Annotated in this window: 14 protein-coding genes and 1 pseudogene; 8 read left to right on the top strand and 7 right to left on the bottom strand. The window is 65.6% G+C overall.

Annotated elements, in window-relative coordinates; translation table 11 throughout:
- Positions 1-261: 261 nt before the first annotated feature.
- The 5 genes from BJF87_RS18160 (at position 262) to BJF87_RS18140 (ending at position 3849) form a co-directional block, all read left to right on the top strand.
- Positions 262-1581, top strand: coding sequence for a cytochrome P450 (locus tag BJF87_RS18160; RefSeq protein WP_075863686.1), 1320 nt, complete (start codon positions 262-264; stop codon positions 1579-1581).
- Positions 1578-2027 (top strand): nuclear transport factor 2 family protein, encoded by a 450-nt coding sequence (locus BJF87_RS18155; protein WP_006360690.1) that lies wholly within the window; start codon positions 1578-1580, stop codon positions 2025-2027. The genes BJF87_RS18160 and BJF87_RS18155 overlap by 4 nt, the downstream gene beginning before the upstream one ends.
- Positions 2028-2204: 177 nt before the next feature.
- Complete coding sequence (locus BJF87_RS18150; protein ID WP_006360689.1) at positions 2205-2684, top strand: RNA polymerase sigma factor; 480 nt, start codon at positions 2205-2207, stop codon at positions 2682-2684.
- A complete protein-coding gene (locus tag BJF87_RS18145) occupies positions 2681-3304 on the top strand; it encodes a hypothetical protein (RefSeq protein WP_006360688.1) in 624 nt (207 codons plus the stop codon). Before BJF87_RS18150 ends, BJF87_RS18145 begins: the two co-directional genes overlap by 4 nt.
- The gene (locus BJF87_RS18140; protein ID WP_035754614.1) at positions 3301-3849 is read left to right on the top strand and encodes a carboxymuconolactone decarboxylase family protein; all 549 of its coding nucleotides are present in this window, start codon (positions 3301-3303) and stop codon (positions 3847-3849) included. Before BJF87_RS18145 ends, BJF87_RS18140 begins: the two co-directional genes overlap by 4 nt.
- A gap of 43 nt (positions 3850-3892) precedes the next feature.
- On the opposite strand, the gene BJF87_RS18135 is transcribed toward BJF87_RS18140, so the two are convergent.
- Genes BJF87_RS18135 through BJF87_RS18125 form a run of 3 tightly spaced genes read right to left on the bottom strand, consistent with a single transcriptional unit; the run spans position 3893 to position 7163 of the window.
- Positions 3893-5071: a thiolase domain-containing protein gene (locus BJF87_RS18135; protein WP_035754616.1), complete on the bottom strand. Its 1179-nt coding sequence runs from the start codon at positions 5069-5071 to the stop codon at positions 3893-3895.
- A complete protein-coding gene (locus tag BJF87_RS18130) occupies positions 5071-6120 on the bottom strand; it encodes a thiolase domain-containing protein (protein WP_035754618.1) in 1050 nt (349 codons plus the stop codon). The genes BJF87_RS18135 and BJF87_RS18130 overlap by 1 nt, the downstream gene beginning before the upstream one ends.
- Positions 6120-7163 carry a Zn-ribbon domain-containing OB-fold protein gene (locus tag BJF87_RS18125; protein ID WP_035754620.1) on the bottom strand — a complete coding sequence of 348 codons (1044 nt, stop codon included), beginning with the start codon at positions 7161-7163 and terminating at the stop codon, positions 6120-6122. Before BJF87_RS18125 ends, BJF87_RS18130 begins: the two co-directional genes overlap by 1 nt.
- Positions 7164-7256: 93 nt before the next feature.
- Here BJF87_RS18125 and BJF87_RS18120 point away from each other — a divergent pair, with 93 nt between their 5' ends.
- Positions 7257-8294: an LLM class F420-dependent oxidoreductase gene (locus tag BJF87_RS18120; protein ID WP_075863685.1), complete on the top strand. Its 1038-nt coding sequence runs from the start codon at positions 7257-7259 to the stop codon at positions 8292-8294.
- A gap of 15 nt (positions 8295-8309) precedes the next feature.
- Here the strand turns inward: BJF87_RS18120 and BJF87_RS18115 are convergent, their stop codons facing one another.
- The gene (locus BJF87_RS18115; protein WP_006360682.1) at positions 8310-9311 is read right to left on the bottom strand and encodes a TIGR03617 family F420-dependent LLM class oxidoreductase; all 1002 of its coding nucleotides are present in this window, start codon (positions 9309-9311) and stop codon (positions 8310-8312) included.
- Between the two features lie 16 nt (positions 9312-9327).
- Positions 9328-10149, bottom strand: a complete 822-nt coding sequence (locus BJF87_RS18110; RefSeq protein ID WP_006360681.1) for a crotonase/enoyl-CoA hydratase family protein — start codon at positions 10147-10149, stop codon at positions 9328-9330.
- Positions 10150-10210: 61 nt separating this feature from the next.
- Between BJF87_RS18110 and BJF87_RS18105 the strand changes: the two genes are divergently transcribed.
- Both BJF87_RS18105 and BJF87_RS18100 read left to right on the top strand, forming a co-directional pair.
- Positions 10211-11836: an acyl-CoA synthetase gene (locus tag BJF87_RS18105; protein ID WP_006360680.1), complete on the top strand. Its 1626-nt coding sequence runs from the start codon at positions 10211-10213 to the stop codon at positions 11834-11836.
- A 54-nt stretch (positions 11837-11890) separates the two neighbouring features.
- Positions 11891-13029: pseudogene (locus BJF87_RS18100) on the top strand (NAD(P)H-dependent flavin oxidoreductase).
- 186 nt (positions 13030-13215) lie between these two features.
- Here BJF87_RS18100 and BJF87_RS18095 read toward each other — a convergent pair.
- Positions 13216-13458 carry a hypothetical protein gene (locus BJF87_RS18095; RefSeq protein WP_035754632.1) on the bottom strand — a complete coding sequence of 81 codons (243 nt, stop codon included), beginning with the start codon at positions 13456-13458 and terminating at the stop codon, positions 13216-13218.
- Positions 13459-13807: 349 nt separating this feature from the next.
- A complete protein-coding gene (locus BJF87_RS18085; protein WP_006358688.1) occupies positions 13808-15199 on the bottom strand; it encodes a hypothetical protein in 1392 nt (463 codons plus the stop codon).
- Between the last annotated feature and the right edge of the window lie 726 nt (positions 15200-15925).

Genomic DNA, 15925 nt, shown 5'->3' with positions numbered 1-15925 from the left:
GGCCGCCTGGAACACCTCCGCGGGATCGCGTTGGGCTTCCGCAACCTCAACCACTACATCTTGCGGTCACTCATCCACTCCGGCGGCCTCGCACAACACCTCGACGCACTCTGAATCAGGAAGAGCCGGTTAAGTCCGCAGGTGGGGGACCATCCGGTCATCCAAAACTAGAACAAGTTCTCATCGGGGGCTGTCGCGTGTGTCACAATGTGGTCTAATGAGAGTGAAACAGGTTCTAAATCTCCAGCGAGGTGGTGTGACGTGACCCAGGCCCAGAGTGCCCCGATCGGCAGTGAGCCGACCACGGCGGATTCTGCGCGCACGAGCCCTTCCGACGTCGTCGGCAAGTGTGCGTTCATGGAGCAGGAGGGGTGGGATTTCACCAACCCGGACCTGCTCGAGCAGGGAATCCCAGTGGAGGAGTTCGCGCAGCTCCGTAAGACCGCGCCGGTCTGGTGGAACGCCCAGGCACCCGGCAAGGGTGGTGGCTTCCACGACGGCGGGTACTGGGTGATCTCCAAGCACGCCCACGTCCGCGAGATCTCCAAGAACAACGATGACTGGGAGACCAACGCCAACGGCGTCATCATGCGTTTCGAAGACGACATGACCGCCGAGCAGATCGAGATCACCAAAGCGCTGCTGATCAACCACGATCCGCCGGAGCACACCCGCCTCCGCAAGCTGGTCTCCAAGCTGTTCACCCCCCGTGCGGTGCACTCGCTGGAGGAGAAGCTCGACGACGCCGCCCGCGAGATCGTGTCGCGTGCCGCGGAGAAGGGCACCGGCGACTTCGTCAAGGATGTCGCCGTCGACCTGCCGCTACTCGCCATCGCAGACCTCCTCGGTGTGCCCCAGGAGGACCGCGAGAAGCTGTTCGACTGGTCGAACTCGATGATGAACGCCGACGATCCGGACTACACGACGGATCCGCAGCAGGCCAACGCCGAGATCCTCGGTTACGGCTACCAGATGGCCGAGGAGAAGCGTCGCAATCCGGGCGACGACATCGTCACCACTCTCGTCAACGCCGACATCGACGGCCAGCATCTCGACGAGACGGAGTTCGGGTTCTTCTTCATCCTGCTGACCGTCGCCGGCAACGAGACCACGCGCAACGCGATCAGCCACGGTATGAACGCCTTCCTGGACAACCCCGACCAGTGGGAACTGTTCAAGAAGGAGCGTCCGGCGACCGCGGTCGACGAGATCGTCCGCTGGGCCACCCCGGTCAACTGCTTTCAGCGAACCGCCAAGCGCGACACGCAGATCGGCGGCGTCGACATCAAGAAGGGCGAGCGCGTCGGAATGTTCTACGGCTCGGCCAACTACGACGAAGATGTCTTCGACGATCCGTTCTCGTTCAACATCCTTCGCGACCCGAACCCGCACGTCGGCTTCGGTGGCAACGGTGCGCACTTCTGCGTCGGCGCCAACCTGGCACGCATGGAGATCAACCTGATGTTCAACGCGCTTGCCGACCTCGTCCCGGACATCACCAAGCTCGACGCACCTCGTCGTCTCCGCCACGGGTGGATCAACGGTGTCAAGGAACTCCGCGTCGACTACGGGACGAAGTGACCGCAGCTGAAGAGGCACCCGCCTACCTGAACATCGACCGCGAGAACCATCCCGCTGTCGTGGCGGGGCGTCGTTCCCGAGAGTTCGTGGAGTCCCGCGACAAGCAGGCGTGGATCGACAACTTCGCGCCGGACGCCATCGTCCAGGATCCGGTGGGCCCCTCGATGTTCGACCCCGAGGGTGTCGGATTCCGGGGATACGACCGCATCTCGGAGTTCTGGGACAAGTCGATCGCAGCCACCGAGAGCATCGAGTTCCGCTTCGACGAGGAGATCATCTGCGGGAACGAGGTCGCCTACATCGGCAGCATCGTCACCCACATCGCAGGTCACGTCTCCGAGGCACGCGGCGTGTTCACCTACCACGCCGACTCGGAGGGCCGGCTCTCGGCGCTCCGGGCCTACTGGGAGGTCGAGAGGACGATCAACTCGGTGCGCAAGGCCTGACCTCGCACAACGATCCGCCGCGGGCGGGACCGGTGACCACGTCACCTGTCCCGCCCGCGGTTTCTTCGTCCGATCCGTCGTTACAGCCGGCGGTGCCGGGCGGAAGATGAGTCGAGGGAACGTCGACACGAAAGGTGTGAGGACTCGGAGTCCGGCGCGATCGACCAGTTCGACGCGGTGTACCGCGAACACGTTGCGGGGGTCTGGCGCTACGTGCGTACACGCGTGCCGGGAGACGCCGACGCCGACGATGTGACCGCGGAGGTGTTCGCCAAGGCGATTCGTTCGCGGGGCGGCTTCGACGACCGGCGCGGCACGATAGGCGGGTGGCTCATCGGGATCGCCAGACACGTCGTGGCGGACTGGTGGGCACGCAATGCCCGGGAGGTGCCCGTGGCCGAGGTGGATGTCGACATCGACCGGCGCGGGGCCGCCGCGGATGATCCGGAGACGGCGATGCTGCGGGCCGCAGACGTCGAGGATGTCCGAAGCCGGTTGTGGGTGCTCACCGCCCGGGAGCGTGAGGCGGTCACGCTGCGATTTGCCACCGAGCTGACCTCGGAGGAGATCGGAGCGGCGATGGGTATCTCGGCGACCGCCGCCCGGATGCTCGTCTACCGGGGCGTGGCGAAGCTGAGGGAGGTGATGCCACAGTGACGTCGCCTGATCCGTACGAGGCCGACGTGGCCTTCGACCCTGTCGAGATCGCCGCCGCTGCGCGTCTCGACGACGACATCGCAGCAGTCCTGGCCGGCTCCGCCCGGCCGGGGTCGGTGGACCCCGACCTGGTGGTGCTGGCGAACGCGTTCCGGCGCGAGCCGTCCGCGTCGACGTACGCCGCCGTCGAACGACGGGTCGCCGAGGCGAGGCCGCGGGACAGTCGGTGGCGATGGTCGCTCGCGCAGGTTTCCGCAGCCGTGCTGGGCATCGTGCTGGTCGTCCACGGTGTGGTGAACATGGTTGCAGGCGAGTGGATCTCGACCTCGCTCGGCGAGCCGTACAACCAGCACGCGATGATCGACGGCGGCCTCGCGTTCATCGCGATCGGTGCCGCGATCGCGGTGGCGTCGACGCGTCGGCGTGGGCTGCCACTGGCGGTCATCGTCGGGGTGCCGCTCGGGCTGGTCATGGGCGGCCGTGGCGTGCACGAGATCGGGGTCTTCGCGTGGGGGGCCGTGGCGCACGGGTCGGCGGGGCTGGCGGCGATCGTTCTGCTGGTCACATACTTGATCGCGTGGCGTTACAGCCACCGGCGAGGACGGGAAGAACCGGTATGAGATCACTACATCGAATCCGACACTTCATCCGCGCGTTCGGGCAGGCGAAACGTCATCGCACCGACCTCATCCGGCAACTCGGGCGCCGCCCGCTGCTCGCCGGGGCTACGGTCGGGGTGGAGAGCGCGATGCTGCTGTCCAACAAGGTGGACCCGAAACTCAAAGAGCTCGCCGAACTCAAGGCCGCCGGGATGGTGAGCTGCGAGTTCTGTCTCGACATCGGATCGGCGCTGGCCGCGAGTTCCGGCGTCACCGAACAACAGATGCGCGACCTTCCGCGCTATCAGAACTCGACGGCCTACAGCGATCTGGAGAAACTCGTCATCGCCTACGCCGAGGCGATGACCCTGACCCCAGCAGTGGGGGATGATCTCGCGGACCTGCGTCGACGCCTCGGTGCACACCTCACGGAGACGCAGATCGTCGAACTCGCGATGACCGTCGCCTGGGAGAACCAGCGGGCTCGCCTCAACCAGTCGTTGGGCGTCCGCCCGACCGGGATGTCGGACGGGATGGCTTGCGCTCTGCCCGAACGGGTTTCGTAGCATTCATGCGCACACGGCGCGCATGAATGCCACGAAACGCCGGTCAGTGCAGCGGCTTGTCGGCCCCGACGAGCCACATCGAGAAGTACTGTGAGCCACCGCCGTAGGCGTGACCCAGGGCCTTGCGGGCACCGTCGACCTGGTGGTCGCCGGCCTTGCCCATGACCTGGATCGCGGCTTCGGCGAAGCGGATCATGCCCGACGCGCCGATCGGGTTCGACGACAGCACGCCGCCCGAGGCGTTGAGCGGGATGCGACCACCGATCTCGGTGTCGCCCGACTCGGTCAGCTTCCAGCCCTGGCCCTCGGCGGCGAAGCCGAGGTTCTCCAGCCACATCGGTTCGAACCACGAGAACGGCACGTAGATCTCGGCCACGTCGACTTCTTCGAGCGGGTTGCTGATCCCACCCGACTTCCACAGGGCGGCCGCGGCATCCCGCCCGGCCTGAGGGCTCACCACGTTGCGATGTGCGTAGGACAGCGGCTCGGTGCGCATCGCGGTGGCGTGAATCCAGGCGACCGGGTTGCCGGCGGCGACCGCGTCATCGGCGACCTGCTCGTCACCGATCACGACCGCACACGCACCGTCCGACGACGGGCACGTCTCGTCGTAACGGATGGGGTCCCAGAGCATCTGCGAGCTCATGACCTTCTCGACGCTCTGATCCGGCTGATGCAGGTGCGCCAGGGGATTGAGGGCGCCGTTGCGGCGATCCTTCGCCGCGACCATCGCGCCGATGTGTTCGGGTGCACCCGACTGGCGGATGTAGGAGCGCACGTGCGGGGCGAAGAAGCCGCCCGCGCCGGCGCCGACCGGCTTGGTGAACGGCACCGGGATCGACAGCGCCCACATCGCATTGGACTCGGACTGCTTCTCCCAGGCGACGGCGAGCACGCGCTTGTGGACGCCGGCGAAAACCAGGGACGCAGCGACGTTCGCCGTCGAACCACCGACCGAGCCGGCGGTGTGCACGCGGATCAGACGCTTGCCGACCGCGCCGATGGCTTCGGCCATCGCGAGTTCGGGCATCATCGACCCCTCGAAGAGGTCGGGGGCCTTGCCGATGACGATCGCGTCGATGTCGTCGAGAGAGACCTTGGAGTCGATCAGTGCCGCGTCGATGGCCTCGCGGACCATCCCGGCCATCGTGACGTCGGAACGCTTGGCGACGTATCGGGTCTGGCCGGTACCGAGGACGGCCGCACGGTTCTTGTGTCCCATCAGTTCCCGCCTTCGGAGTTGTTCTGGGCGCTCAGGGTGACCACCATGTTCTGCTGCAGCAGCGGACCGCTGGTCGCGTGGGCGACGGCGGTTCCGGCGTTGCCGCTGAGGATCTCGTGGGCTGCATAGCCGATGCGCTGCAGGCCGGCCGAGAACAGCGAGTTGCCGGCGAGTGCGCCGCCGGACGGGTTGATCCGCACCGAATCCGGCAGATCGAGGGCGTTGCGCACGATGATCTCCTGATGCGAGTACGGCGCGTGGATCTCGGCGACGTCGACCGCGCGGCTGCGGTCACCGAAGGCGGTGTCGCCGGCCAGCTTGGTCGACGGCGAGACGGTGAGATCCCGGGCCCCGAAGTTCGGCGTGTCGATGCGGTGGTCCCACCCGGTGACGAACGCCGGATTCGCCACCAGCTCGCGGGCTTTGCGCTCACTCGCGATGACGACCGCGGCGGCCGCGTCGGTGTAGGGCGCGATGTCGTGGCGGCGCAACGGATTCGCGACGTACTCACCGGCCAGCAGATCGTCGACCGATCCGCCGGAGGTGCGGGCGCCGATGGCGGCCATGTCGGCCTCGGTCCAGGTCCCGGCGTCGATACCGGCACGCGCCTGCAGCGCGGCCAGCGACCGGGCGTCGGGATGCAGCGGCGCGACCGTGTAGGGGTCGGTCTGCAGGGCGAGGGTCTGGTCGGTGTTGCCCGCGGAGGCCTTACCGAAGCCGTAGGCGAGCGCCAGGTCGACCTCGCCGGTGGCGATCTTCACCCAGGCCTCGTACAGCGCCCAGGCGCCGTCCATCTCGACGTGCGACTCGTTGATGGGCGGCATCGCGCCGATCGAGTCGATGGCGGAGATGAACGAGAACGCGCGGCCGGCAAGGTAATCCGACGATCCGCTACACCAGAACTCGATGTCGGTCCGGTTGATGCCCAGTTCGGCGTAGAGCTTGTCGAAGCAAGGGATGAGCATCTCGACACCGTTGGTGGTGCCGTGGGTCCCCTCCACGTTGGGGCTGTGGGCGAACCCGATGATCGCGATCGGTGGCAGTGTCATCAGAGGTGATCCTTGTAGGTCTCGTACTCGGCGTCGGGTTCACCGGTGGGGGCGAAGTGGCTGATGTTGCCGATCGAGTGCTCCCACTCGTCCTCGGGCAGCCAAACGGCCTTGACCCGCATGCCCATTCGGACGTCGGCGGCCTCGCAGTCGAGGATCAGGTGCAGGAAGGGGATGTCGGCGCCGTCGAGCAGCACGTAGGCCGCGACGTACGGCGGTTTGATCCGCTGGCCCTGGAACGGCACGTTGACGATGCAGAAGGTCGTCACGATGCCGGTGTGCGCGAGTTCGACGCGTTCGACGGCCGGCGCCCCGTCGGCGGGGCTCACCCCGCGGGGCGGGAAGTAGACGCGGCCCTCGTCGACGCCGGAACCGATCCGGGTACCGATCAGCTTGCCCGCCTTCAGCCCTTCGAGGTAGACGGACTCCTCCTCGTTGGCGGAGTGCGTGATCTCGGTCCTGACGGGGGTCGGGATGACGACGAGGCCGGTGTCGGCGCCCTTCGGTGCCTCGGCGGTGTTCTCCGGTGCGGCGTCGGTGCTCTCGCCCGGCGCGAAGTGGGCGATGTCGTCGATGCGACCGATCCGTGCTGCGGAGAACACCGCGTGCACGCGCTGGCCGGTCGAGATGTCCGACGGGGAGTCGACCGAAACCGCATGCAGCAGTGCGGTGTCCGCGCCGTCGAGTTTGATCAGGGCCCACGCGAACGGCTTGTCGAGCGGCTGCCCGGGCACCGGGTCGTCGTGCCAGGTCCAGCTGGTGACGGTGCCGACGGTCGAGACCTCCACGATCTCCGTCGACTGTTGTCCGGTGACGGGATCGAACTCGACCGGCGGCACGGACACCTTGCCGTCGCTGCCCTTCGATCCCACGATCCGGCCGTCGCGCAGTGCGAGCGCGAACTGGCTCAGCACCGGGCCCAGCGACCGGGTGTAGTCGAAGGAGTTGATCAGGGGAGCGGTCAGGATCGGGGACTTCGGCTCGGGCACCGTGGCAACGGGACTGGCGATGGGGTTGCCGGCGGCGGGAGACGTTACGCTCATGCTCACAACTTGAGTAGAACACGTTCTAGTATTGGACACAAGGTGCATGTCAGGCCGTGAGAATCTCCATGGTCCGGCGAGAGGGGAGTGCGAGTGAAGCTCGGTCTGCAACTCGGTTATTGGGGCGCCGATCCGATCCCGAACGCGCCGAAGTTGATCGCGGTCGCGGAGGAGTGCGGGTTCGACGCGGTGTTCACCGCGGAGTCCTGGGGATCGGACGCTTACACACCGCTGGCGTGGTGGGGCGCGGCGACGTCGCGCATCCGGCTCGGCACCGCGGTGGCCCAGCTGTCGGCACGGCCGCCGACATCGCTGGCAATGCATGCGTTGACCCTGGATCACCTGTCGAACGGCCGGCATATCGTCGGCCTCGGTGTCTCCGGGCCGCAGGTGGTGGAGGGCTGGTACGGCGAACCGTTCGGAAAACCGTTGGCGCGCACCCGCGAATACGTTCAGGTGGTTCGCGACGTGCTCGCGCGTGCCGACAAGGTGACCAACGACGGGCCGCACTATCCGCTGCCGTATCCCGCCGACGCGCCCGGTGCCACCGGACTCGGCAAGCCGCTCAAGCCGATCACGCACCCGCTGCGCGCCGATTTGCCGATCTGGCTGGGCGCCGAAGGTCCGAAGAACGTCGCGCAGACCGCCGAGATCGCCGACGGCTGGCTCGCCATCTTCTTCAGCCTCGGACTCGCCGATCAGTACAACTCCTGGCTCGACGAGGGTTTCGCGCGCCCGGGTGCCCGCCGCGGCCGCGCGGACTTCGAGGTCGCCGCCACGGTACAGGTCGTCATCACCGACGACGTGGCGTCGGCGATCGAGCGGTACCGACCGTCGACCGCGCTGTACGTCGGCGGAATGGGCGCCAAGGAGAAGAACTTTCACGCCGAGCTCTACAAGCGGATGGGTTATGGCGACGCGGTCGACGAGATCGTGAGTCTGTTCCTCGGCGGCAAGAAGGCCGAGGCGATGGCCGCGGTCCCCGACGAGATGGTCCGCGAGACGATGCTCGTCGGCACCGCCGACGAGGTCCGCGCACAGATCAAGGAATGGGAGGCCGCCGGCGTCACCATGCTGATGGTCACCGCCCGCGACACCGACACCATCCGGCAGCTGGCGACGCTGGTGTGATCCGTGTTTGGGGCGCTACGCCTCGAGGCCGTCCATGATCTCGGCGAGCGTCTCGTCGGCGAGCGGGAACGGTTGGTAGATGGCGACATCCGTGGCGATGTCATCCGATCGTGCGCGGATCGTCGCGGCCACGTCGCGGGGGCTGCCGTGGGCGACGATGAGCTCGAGGAGCTCGTCGTCGACGAGTCCGACCATCTCGGCCCAGCGGCCCTGCTTCGACAGCAGGTTGAGTTCGGTCTGGAGGTCGCCGTAGCCGTGCAACTCCAGCACCGGCCGATAGGCCGGTGTGGAGCCGTAGAACGACAGCAGGCGCCGGGCCGCGTCGACCGAGGTCTCGAACTCCTCCTCGGTACGACCGGTGGCCACGATGATCTCCGGCATCACCGAGAAGTCCTCACGACGACGCCCCGACGCCGCCAGGCCGGCGTCGACACGCGGCAGGATCGATTCGCGGACGAACCGGTCGGTGGTGAACGGCATGACGAGCAGGCCGTCCGCATGTTCGGCGACGGCGCGGGTGAGGCGCGGTCCCAGGGCACCGACGAAGATCGGTGGCAGCCCGTGCGGATTCGGTCCGGGGTTGAACATCGGCGTCATGAGCCGATGGCGGTAGAACTCGCCGTCGAAGTCGAGGCGGGCGCCGTTCTGCCAGCAGTCGAAGATCGCGCGTAAAGCGGCGACGAATTCGACCATGCGGTCGACCGGACGCTCGAACGGCACCCCGAACCGCTTCTCGATCTGCGGGCGGATCTGAGTCCCCAGTCCGAGCGTGAACCGGCCGCCGCTGAGCAGCTGGAGATCATTGGCCTGATGGGCGACCGTGATCGGATTGCGTGGGAACGCGATCGCGACGTTGGTCATCAGCGCGACGTCGTCGACGCCGGACGCGCCGAACAGCGGGCTGAAGACGTCGTGCGGGCCGTCGAACGTGAACACCCCGTCGACTCCGACGTCCCGTAACGCCCGGGTGCGTTCGGCCGCGTGCTGTGGACCGAAAAGTGCGGTGTGGATTCTCACCGGCGGTGGGTGGCTCTCACTCTCCGGTGAACTCCGGGGTGCGCTTCTCCGCGAACGCGCGGGGTCCGACCTTGGCGTCCTTCGACTTGAAGACCGCGACGCCGATCTTCGCGTCGAGCTCGAAGGCGTCGAGTTCGTGCAGACCCTCGGTGTCGCGGATGGTCTTGAGGATGCCCTGGACGGCGAGCGGACCGTTGGCGGCGATCTTCTCGGCCAGCTCGAGCGCCTTGTCGAGTGCCTTGCCGTCCTCGACGACGTGGCCGATGAGGCCGTACTCGAGGGCCTCGTGCGCGGTGACGTGACGGCCGGTCAGCAGGATGTCGCAAGCGACGGTGTAGGGAATCTGGCGGACGAGGCGGACCGCGCTGCCGCCCATCGGGTAGAGGCCCCAACGCGCTTCGGACACACCGAACTTGGCGCTCTCGCCGGCGATGCGGATGTCGGTTCCCTGCAAGATCTCGGTACCGCCTGCGATGGCCGGGCCCTCGACCGCGGCGATCAGCGGCTTGGTCAGGCGACGGCCCTTCAGCAGCGCCGGCAGCGACGCGGGGTTCCAGGCGCCGGAGTCGACGGTGTCACCGGGGGGCTTCTTGTTCATGCTCTTCAGGTCGGCCCCGGCGCAGAAGTAACCGCCCGCGCCGGTGAGGATCGCGACCCGGATGTCGGGATCGGAATCGACCTGATCCCAGGCTTCGGTCATGATCCGCATCATCTCGGTGGAGAGCGCGTTGCGCGCCTCCGGACGGTTCATCGTGACGATGAGAATGTGTCCGCGCTTCTCGACGAGGCACTCGGGAGCCTTGTCGGTGACGGACTCGGTGGGGGTGGCTGTGGTCATCGCTGTCTCCCGGTCATATTCCGCACTTGCCCAGAACGATAACACGTTCTAATTTTGAGCCATGGCCTATACGATCGCCGATCTCATCGAGCATGCCGTCGACCTGGTACCCGAGCGCGTCGCGCTGGAATCCGGCGACCACAGCCGGACATATGCGGAGCTCGAGGCGCGGTCGAACGCGCTCGCCCACAAGCTACGCGCGCTGGGTGTGCAACCCGGCGACCGGGTGGGTCTGTACAGCAGAAACACCATCGAGTCGGTCGAGTCGATGATCGCGATCTTCAAGGCCCGGGCGGTCATGGTGAACGTGAACTACCGCTATGTCGAGGCCGAATTGGAGCACATCTTCACCGACTCCGGGATGAAGGTCCTGATCCACGAGCGCCGCTACTCGCCGCGGGTGTGCAACACGTTACCGAAATCGCCCTCCATCGAGTACCGCATCGCCATCGAGGACGGGACGTCGGAAGACCTGTGCTGTGAGGGCCACGGCGACGCGATCCGCTACGAGGACGCCATCGCCGAGTCGTCGTCGGAACGCGATTTCGAGGAGCGGTCGAACGACGACCTGTACATGCTCTACACCGGCGGTACCACCGGGAAACCGAAGGGCGTCGTCTGGCGTCAGGAGGACGTGTGGCGCGTCCTCGGCGGCGGAATCGACTGGTACACCAGCGAACCCATCCCCGACGAGTGGCACCTCGCCAAGACCGGCGCCGACGGCGGCCAGCTGGTTCGGTACCCGATCCCGCCGTTCATCCACGGCGGCTCGCAGTGGGCGATCTTCCAGTCGCTGTTCGCCGGCGGAAAAGCCGTGGTGTACCCCGAGTTCAGCGGGTCGTCGGCCTGGGAGATCGTCGAGCGACACAAGGTCAACGTCGTGTTCATCACCGGAGATGCCATGGGGCGCCCCATGGTCGAGGCGCTCGGACAGGGCGAGGAGTACGACCTGTCGAGTGTCGTCTCGATCGCCTCGTCGGCCTGTCTGTTCTCGCCGAGTGTGAAAGAGCAGTTCCTGGAACGATTCCCGAACGCGGTGATCGTCGATGCGATCGGCTCGTCGGAAACCGGCTTCGGCGGTCTGGGCATCGTCGCGAAGGGCACCCCGCACACCGGTGGCCCGCGCGTGAACGCCGACAGCGAGACCCACGTTCTCCGCGAGGACGGTACGCCGGTGGAGCCGGGCAGCGGCGAGGTCGGGGTGCTGGCGCGGTCCGGGCATGTGCCGCTGCGCTATCACAACGATCCGGAGAAGTCGGCTAAGACGTTCAAGGTCTTCAACGGCGTGCGCTACTCGCTGCCGGGTGACAACGCCGTGCTCGAGGCCGACGGCAGCATCACGATGCTCGGTCGCGGCTCGGTGTCGATCAACACCGGTGGCGAGAAGGTCTTCCCGGAAGAGGTCGAGGGCGCGCTCAAGGCACATCCCGACGTCTTCGACACCGTCGTGGTGGGCGTCGCCGACGACCGTTGGGGTCAGCGCGTCGCCGCGGTGATCGCCGCGCGCGACGGAGCCCGACCATCCCTGGAGAGCCTCAACGACGTCGTGCGCAAGGAACTCGCGGGCTACAAGTGCCCGCGCAGCGTCTGGTTCGTCGATGAGATCAAGCGTTCGCCCGCAGGAAAACCCGACTATCGCTGGGGGGCGGCGGTCACTGCCGAACGACCCGCCGACGAAGCGCTGTAGCGCCGAAAATCTGACAGAGGCGCTGTAGAGCGCCGGAAACGAGTAGTAGCAAAAATGCGTACAGAACTCGCCGACAAGTTCGGCATCGAATACCCGATCTTCGGGTTCACGCCCAGTCAGGATGTCGCGGCCGCGATCAGCCGTGCCGGCGGACTCGGCGTGCTCGGGTGCGTGCGGTTCAACGAGGCCGAGGAACTCGACGAGGTCCTCGAGTGGATGCACGAGAACACCGACGGTAAGCCGTTCGGCGTCGACATCGTGATGCCGGCCAAGATCCCGACCGAGGGTTCCAAGGTCGACCTGGATTCGATGATCCCGCCGGAACATCGGGCGTTCGTGGAGCGCACGCTCGACGACCTCGGCGTTCCGCCACTGCCCGGTGAGGACCGCGTCAATGCGGGCGTGCTGGGTTGGCTGCACTCGGTGGCCCGCTCGCATGTCGACGTCGCCATGGAGCATCGTCGTAAGTACGGGCAGATCAAGCTGATCGCGAACGCTCTCGGTTCGCCGCCGTCGGACGTCATCCAGACCGCACACGACAACGGCGTGCTGGTCGCCGCGCTCGCGGGCGCGAAAGACCATGCGCTGCACCACGTCGAGGCCGGCGTCGACATCGTCATCGCCCAGGGATACGAGGGTGGCGGACACACCGGCGAGGTCACCTCGATGATCCTGTGGCCCGAACTCGTCGACGCGGTCGGCGACACCGCGCCGGTGCTCGCCGCCGGCGGCGTCGGTAGCGGCCGCCAGATCGCAGCTGCGATCGCGCTGGGTGCGCAGGGCGTGTGGATGGGGACCTACTGGCTCACCGCTGCCGAGTACAAGCTCGGAGTGCCGGAGGGATCGGACAAGCCGTCCACCGTGCAGCAGGCGCTGCTCAAGGCGACGTCGCGGGACACCGTGCGTCGTCGTATCTACTCCGGCAAGCCCGCCCGCCTCCTGAAGACCGCCTGGACTGACGCCTGGGACGCCGACAACGCACCCGAGCCGTTGCCGATGCCGTTGCAGAACCTGCTCGTCGCGGAGGCGCACGCGCGGATCTCGGCTGCCGACAACCCAGACGTCGTCGCGATGCCGGCAGGCAGATCGTCGGGCGCTGCAACGCGATCACCCCGGTCGCCGATCTCATCGCGGACCTCGTGAGCGAGTACGAGGAGGCCGTCGGCCGGATGAACAAGACGCTCCACAGCTGACCCGCTCCACAAACCCATCCCTTTTCCTCAAACACGCCCCGACGACGACGGGCGGGTATACGGAAAAGGGGTGGGTTTGTGTCAGGGGCGGTAGGTACAGCGCCGGCCGCCACGATTTTGACGGACGCAATCATCCCTTGTTAGCTGGTTGCCCTCGGTGCCAGGGGGCCTGGAAAAGCCGCGTCGTCAATCCATCACGACGAAGAATGCGATCGCGAGACCTCCAAGGACAAAAAGAGTTCCGATCGCGACGCCGGTGCAAATATGCCTCGTTTTCCCGTGCGCGTACATCCCGATTGCGCCAGCAAGAAACAGAAGTATGTCGAGGACCAGTCCCGGCGCCCAAAGGAGCGTGTATGCGAGTAGAGATACCGCTGATGCTGCGACAGTGACGAACGGCGTCACAGGTCCGAAGAATCGCTTATCCATCAGTCAAGACTCCAGGACGGTCAACAGAACAGCGCTGGCGAAAACTGTTCCTGAGATGATTGCAGGCCATTCCCGCCACGGCTTCCCGATCGCCAGGAGGGCGCACGAGATAACAAGGGTTCCCGCCAGAAGAAGTAAGCGCGAGGCGACAGCTGGCCATGCCGGGATGACGTTGGGTATCAGGAATGTCACGTACATCAGTAGGACGGCCATGAACGTTTGCACCACGAAGGTGGTTTGGGGTGCGTGACGGTTCGAGTCGTTTTGACTCTCCTCTGGAGTCATCGGCCGAAGGGGTGATAAGAGTCGGAGAAAGAAAACCTCGTCAGACCGAGAACGTCTTGGCGATTCATCGCGCTCCTTCAAGCTCAGGAGGATCGTCCGCGCTACCCAGGTCGGTCATGCCGGTAATGTTGCCTAGGTCAATCGGATACGAGTGATTGCCAGGTGACGTGTACTTCTCCGTCGGAAAGCGATCGAGGTCATTGTCGTAGTCTCCGTAGTCGTGATGGAACTTGAGGTTCAACATAGGTCCGGTCTTGTCGTGGTCGCCCGCGTCGTCGCGGTGAAGGACCTCAGTGCGGCCGTCAGGTAGATGCTGGTACGTCTCCATCGACGGATAGTCTGTGGCCTCGCCTGAAACGCGAGCGCCGCCGGCCTCAGGTGTGACAATGGTCTGGCCATTCACGGACCAACCGAGGTCCGCTGCGATCTCAGGGGCCAGTGGATCTGAACCTTCGTAGACGATTGCGACCGTTCCGTCAGCCAGTTGGCTGGCCTTGACCGAGGGCGTCCCGGTCTTCACATTGCCGTGCTCATCGACAGATGGATTTTGGCGTGCGACGATTACGCCATTCTCATAATCGATGAAGTATGACACGCGGGTGTCTTCGGGTGCGAAGTTGACATCGAATTCGCGATTGTCGCCTAGATTCCTAGGGAGTGGCAGCGGTTTGTCCGCTTTCATGCCGGCGATGACCTCGTCAATAGGAATGAACAATCCAGTGGCTACAACGCCTTGCCCGGGGACAGGTCTTATCTTTATGACACTGATAGCCGGCGGCACGCCCTTGTTCTTCGGGTCGTAACTGTGCGGATCGAGGGCGGCGGCAATGCGCCAGTCGTTCGCCGTGGCGGGCATGTAGCCGTATACCTGCTCAAAGGCCTTCGCCTGATTGGTTGTTCGCGTCATGGTGCCGCTGGCGGTAGCGATGGACGCAGGGGTGATTCCACCGATTTCGCTGAGCGCCGATTCAATCGCGTTTTTGGTGTCGGTAACTGCCTGGTCGGATGCCGTGCCGTGAGCAGGCAAAGCCGTTTGATGTTGGAAGGCGAGATCTGCGCTGTACTCGGCGCCGGACGGGGCCGTGTTCGGGTCGAACGTAACGGTGTACTCGCGGCTTCCGCGGTCGAGGATATAACCTTGGTCGCCCGCCGCCTCCGTAGCGTTCTTGAGTGTGGTAACAGCACTCTCTATATTCGCCGCTCCGGAAGTGGCGGCGGATGCCAGATCGCCATACTCGTCCGCGACGTTCCTCAGCCATCGCGTGACCGATTCTGCTCTCGAATCAGCTGGTCCTCGGGCCTCGCCTGTCCATTCAGCGGGGGTGAGGTCGAGGACTGGGTTCCCGGCTAGAGGTGCTTCCAGGTCGAGGCTCGCTTTGAGCGCGAATATCCCGTTCGCGATGGAGACGAGGTTTGAGGGCTTCCATGACGTGACTTCGTTGTAGCTAGGCGGCATCTAACGTGGCGCCCTCGTGAGTACGTCCATCAGGATTGGCACCGGAACCGGGTGGTCTGTCGCAGGTCCGACACGTGCGGGGTACGCGACCGCGTCGCGGATGAGCTTCCCGCTGCTCTGATCCGTTTCGACGGTGGTGTTTCGGCATGCCATCACCAGCTCTGCGAATGCTGATACAGCATTGGAGGCAGTCGACAAGGAGCTTTGGATTAGACGATCACCGTGCGCAGCGATACCTGACATGTCGTCAGTCGCGCCTCGGAAAGAGCCAGCGAGTGTGCTGAACGTTTGAGTCATAAAGCTGGTTCCGAGGCCAGCATTGAGGCCGAGTTCGCCGATACGGGTCGCACAGTCGTGAATCTGGGTGGCGGCCGAAACCAGCGACGGCGGCTCTACGATCAGTTCTGACATCATCTCCCCCGAATGTTCCGGTCGAAGCTAGCACGCACAACGCAGTCCTGGCGTTTAGCCGTCTTCGACGTCGTTCACACTAGTGGTGACCAGTGGGTTCGCGGGGGAACGATCCACATGCAGCGGCAGGATCGCGGGCACAGGCGCCCCACAAACCCACCCCTTTTCCGTAAATCCGCCCCGTTAGCCGGAATTTCTCAACCTGTCTGAGACAGGACTTGGTTGGTTGTTCTTCGGTGGTTGATCCCGACGATGGTCGGGATCTCCGGGGCCCGGGGTGGGCGGCGGAAGCGTTGCGGGTGGGCCAGGTATATG

It is taken from the genome of Gordonia sp. CNJ-863, assembly GCF_001942325.1.
Classification (GTDB): Bacteria; Actinomycetota; Actinomycetes; order Mycobacteriales; family Mycobacteriaceae; genus Gordonia; species Gordonia alkanivorans.
The sequence above is the reverse complement of the archived record's forward strand: the minus strand, read 5'-3'. Positions and strand labels throughout refer to the sequence as shown.

What these genes read in the sequence shown, in the direction of transcription:
- BJF87_RS18140 (WP_035754614.1), top strand. Translation starts at nt 3,301, where the DNA reads ATGAGATCACTACATCGAATCCGACACTTCATCCGCGCGTTCGGGCAG.
- BJF87_RS18095 (WP_035754632.1), bottom strand. Translation starts at nt 13,458, where the DNA reads ATGGATAAGCGATTCTTCGGACCTGTGACGCCGTTCGTCACTGTCGCA.
- BJF87_RS18085 (WP_006358688.1), bottom strand. Translation starts at nt 15,199, where the DNA reads ATGCCGCCTAGCTACAACGAAGTCACGTCATGGAAGCCCTCAAACCTC.
- BJF87_RS18110 (WP_006360681.1), bottom strand. Translation starts at nt 10,149, where the DNA reads ATGACCACAGCCACCCCCACCGAGTCCGTCACCGACAAGGCTCCCGAG.
- BJF87_RS18130 (WP_035754618.1), bottom strand. Translation starts at nt 6,120, where the DNA reads ATGACACTGCCACCGATCGCGATCATCGGGTTCGCCCACAGCCCCAAC.
- BJF87_RS18105 (WP_006360680.1), top strand. Translation starts at nt 10,211, where the DNA reads ATGGCCTATACGATCGCCGATCTCATCGAGCATGCCGTCGACCTGGTA.
- BJF87_RS18135 (WP_035754616.1), bottom strand. Translation starts at nt 5,071, where the DNA reads ATGGGACACAAGAACCGTGCGGCCGTCCTCGGTACCGGCCAGACCCGA.
- BJF87_RS18125 (WP_035754620.1), bottom strand. Translation starts at nt 7,163, where the DNA reads ATGAGCGTAACGTCTCCCGCCGCCGGCAACCCCATCGCCAGTCCCGTT.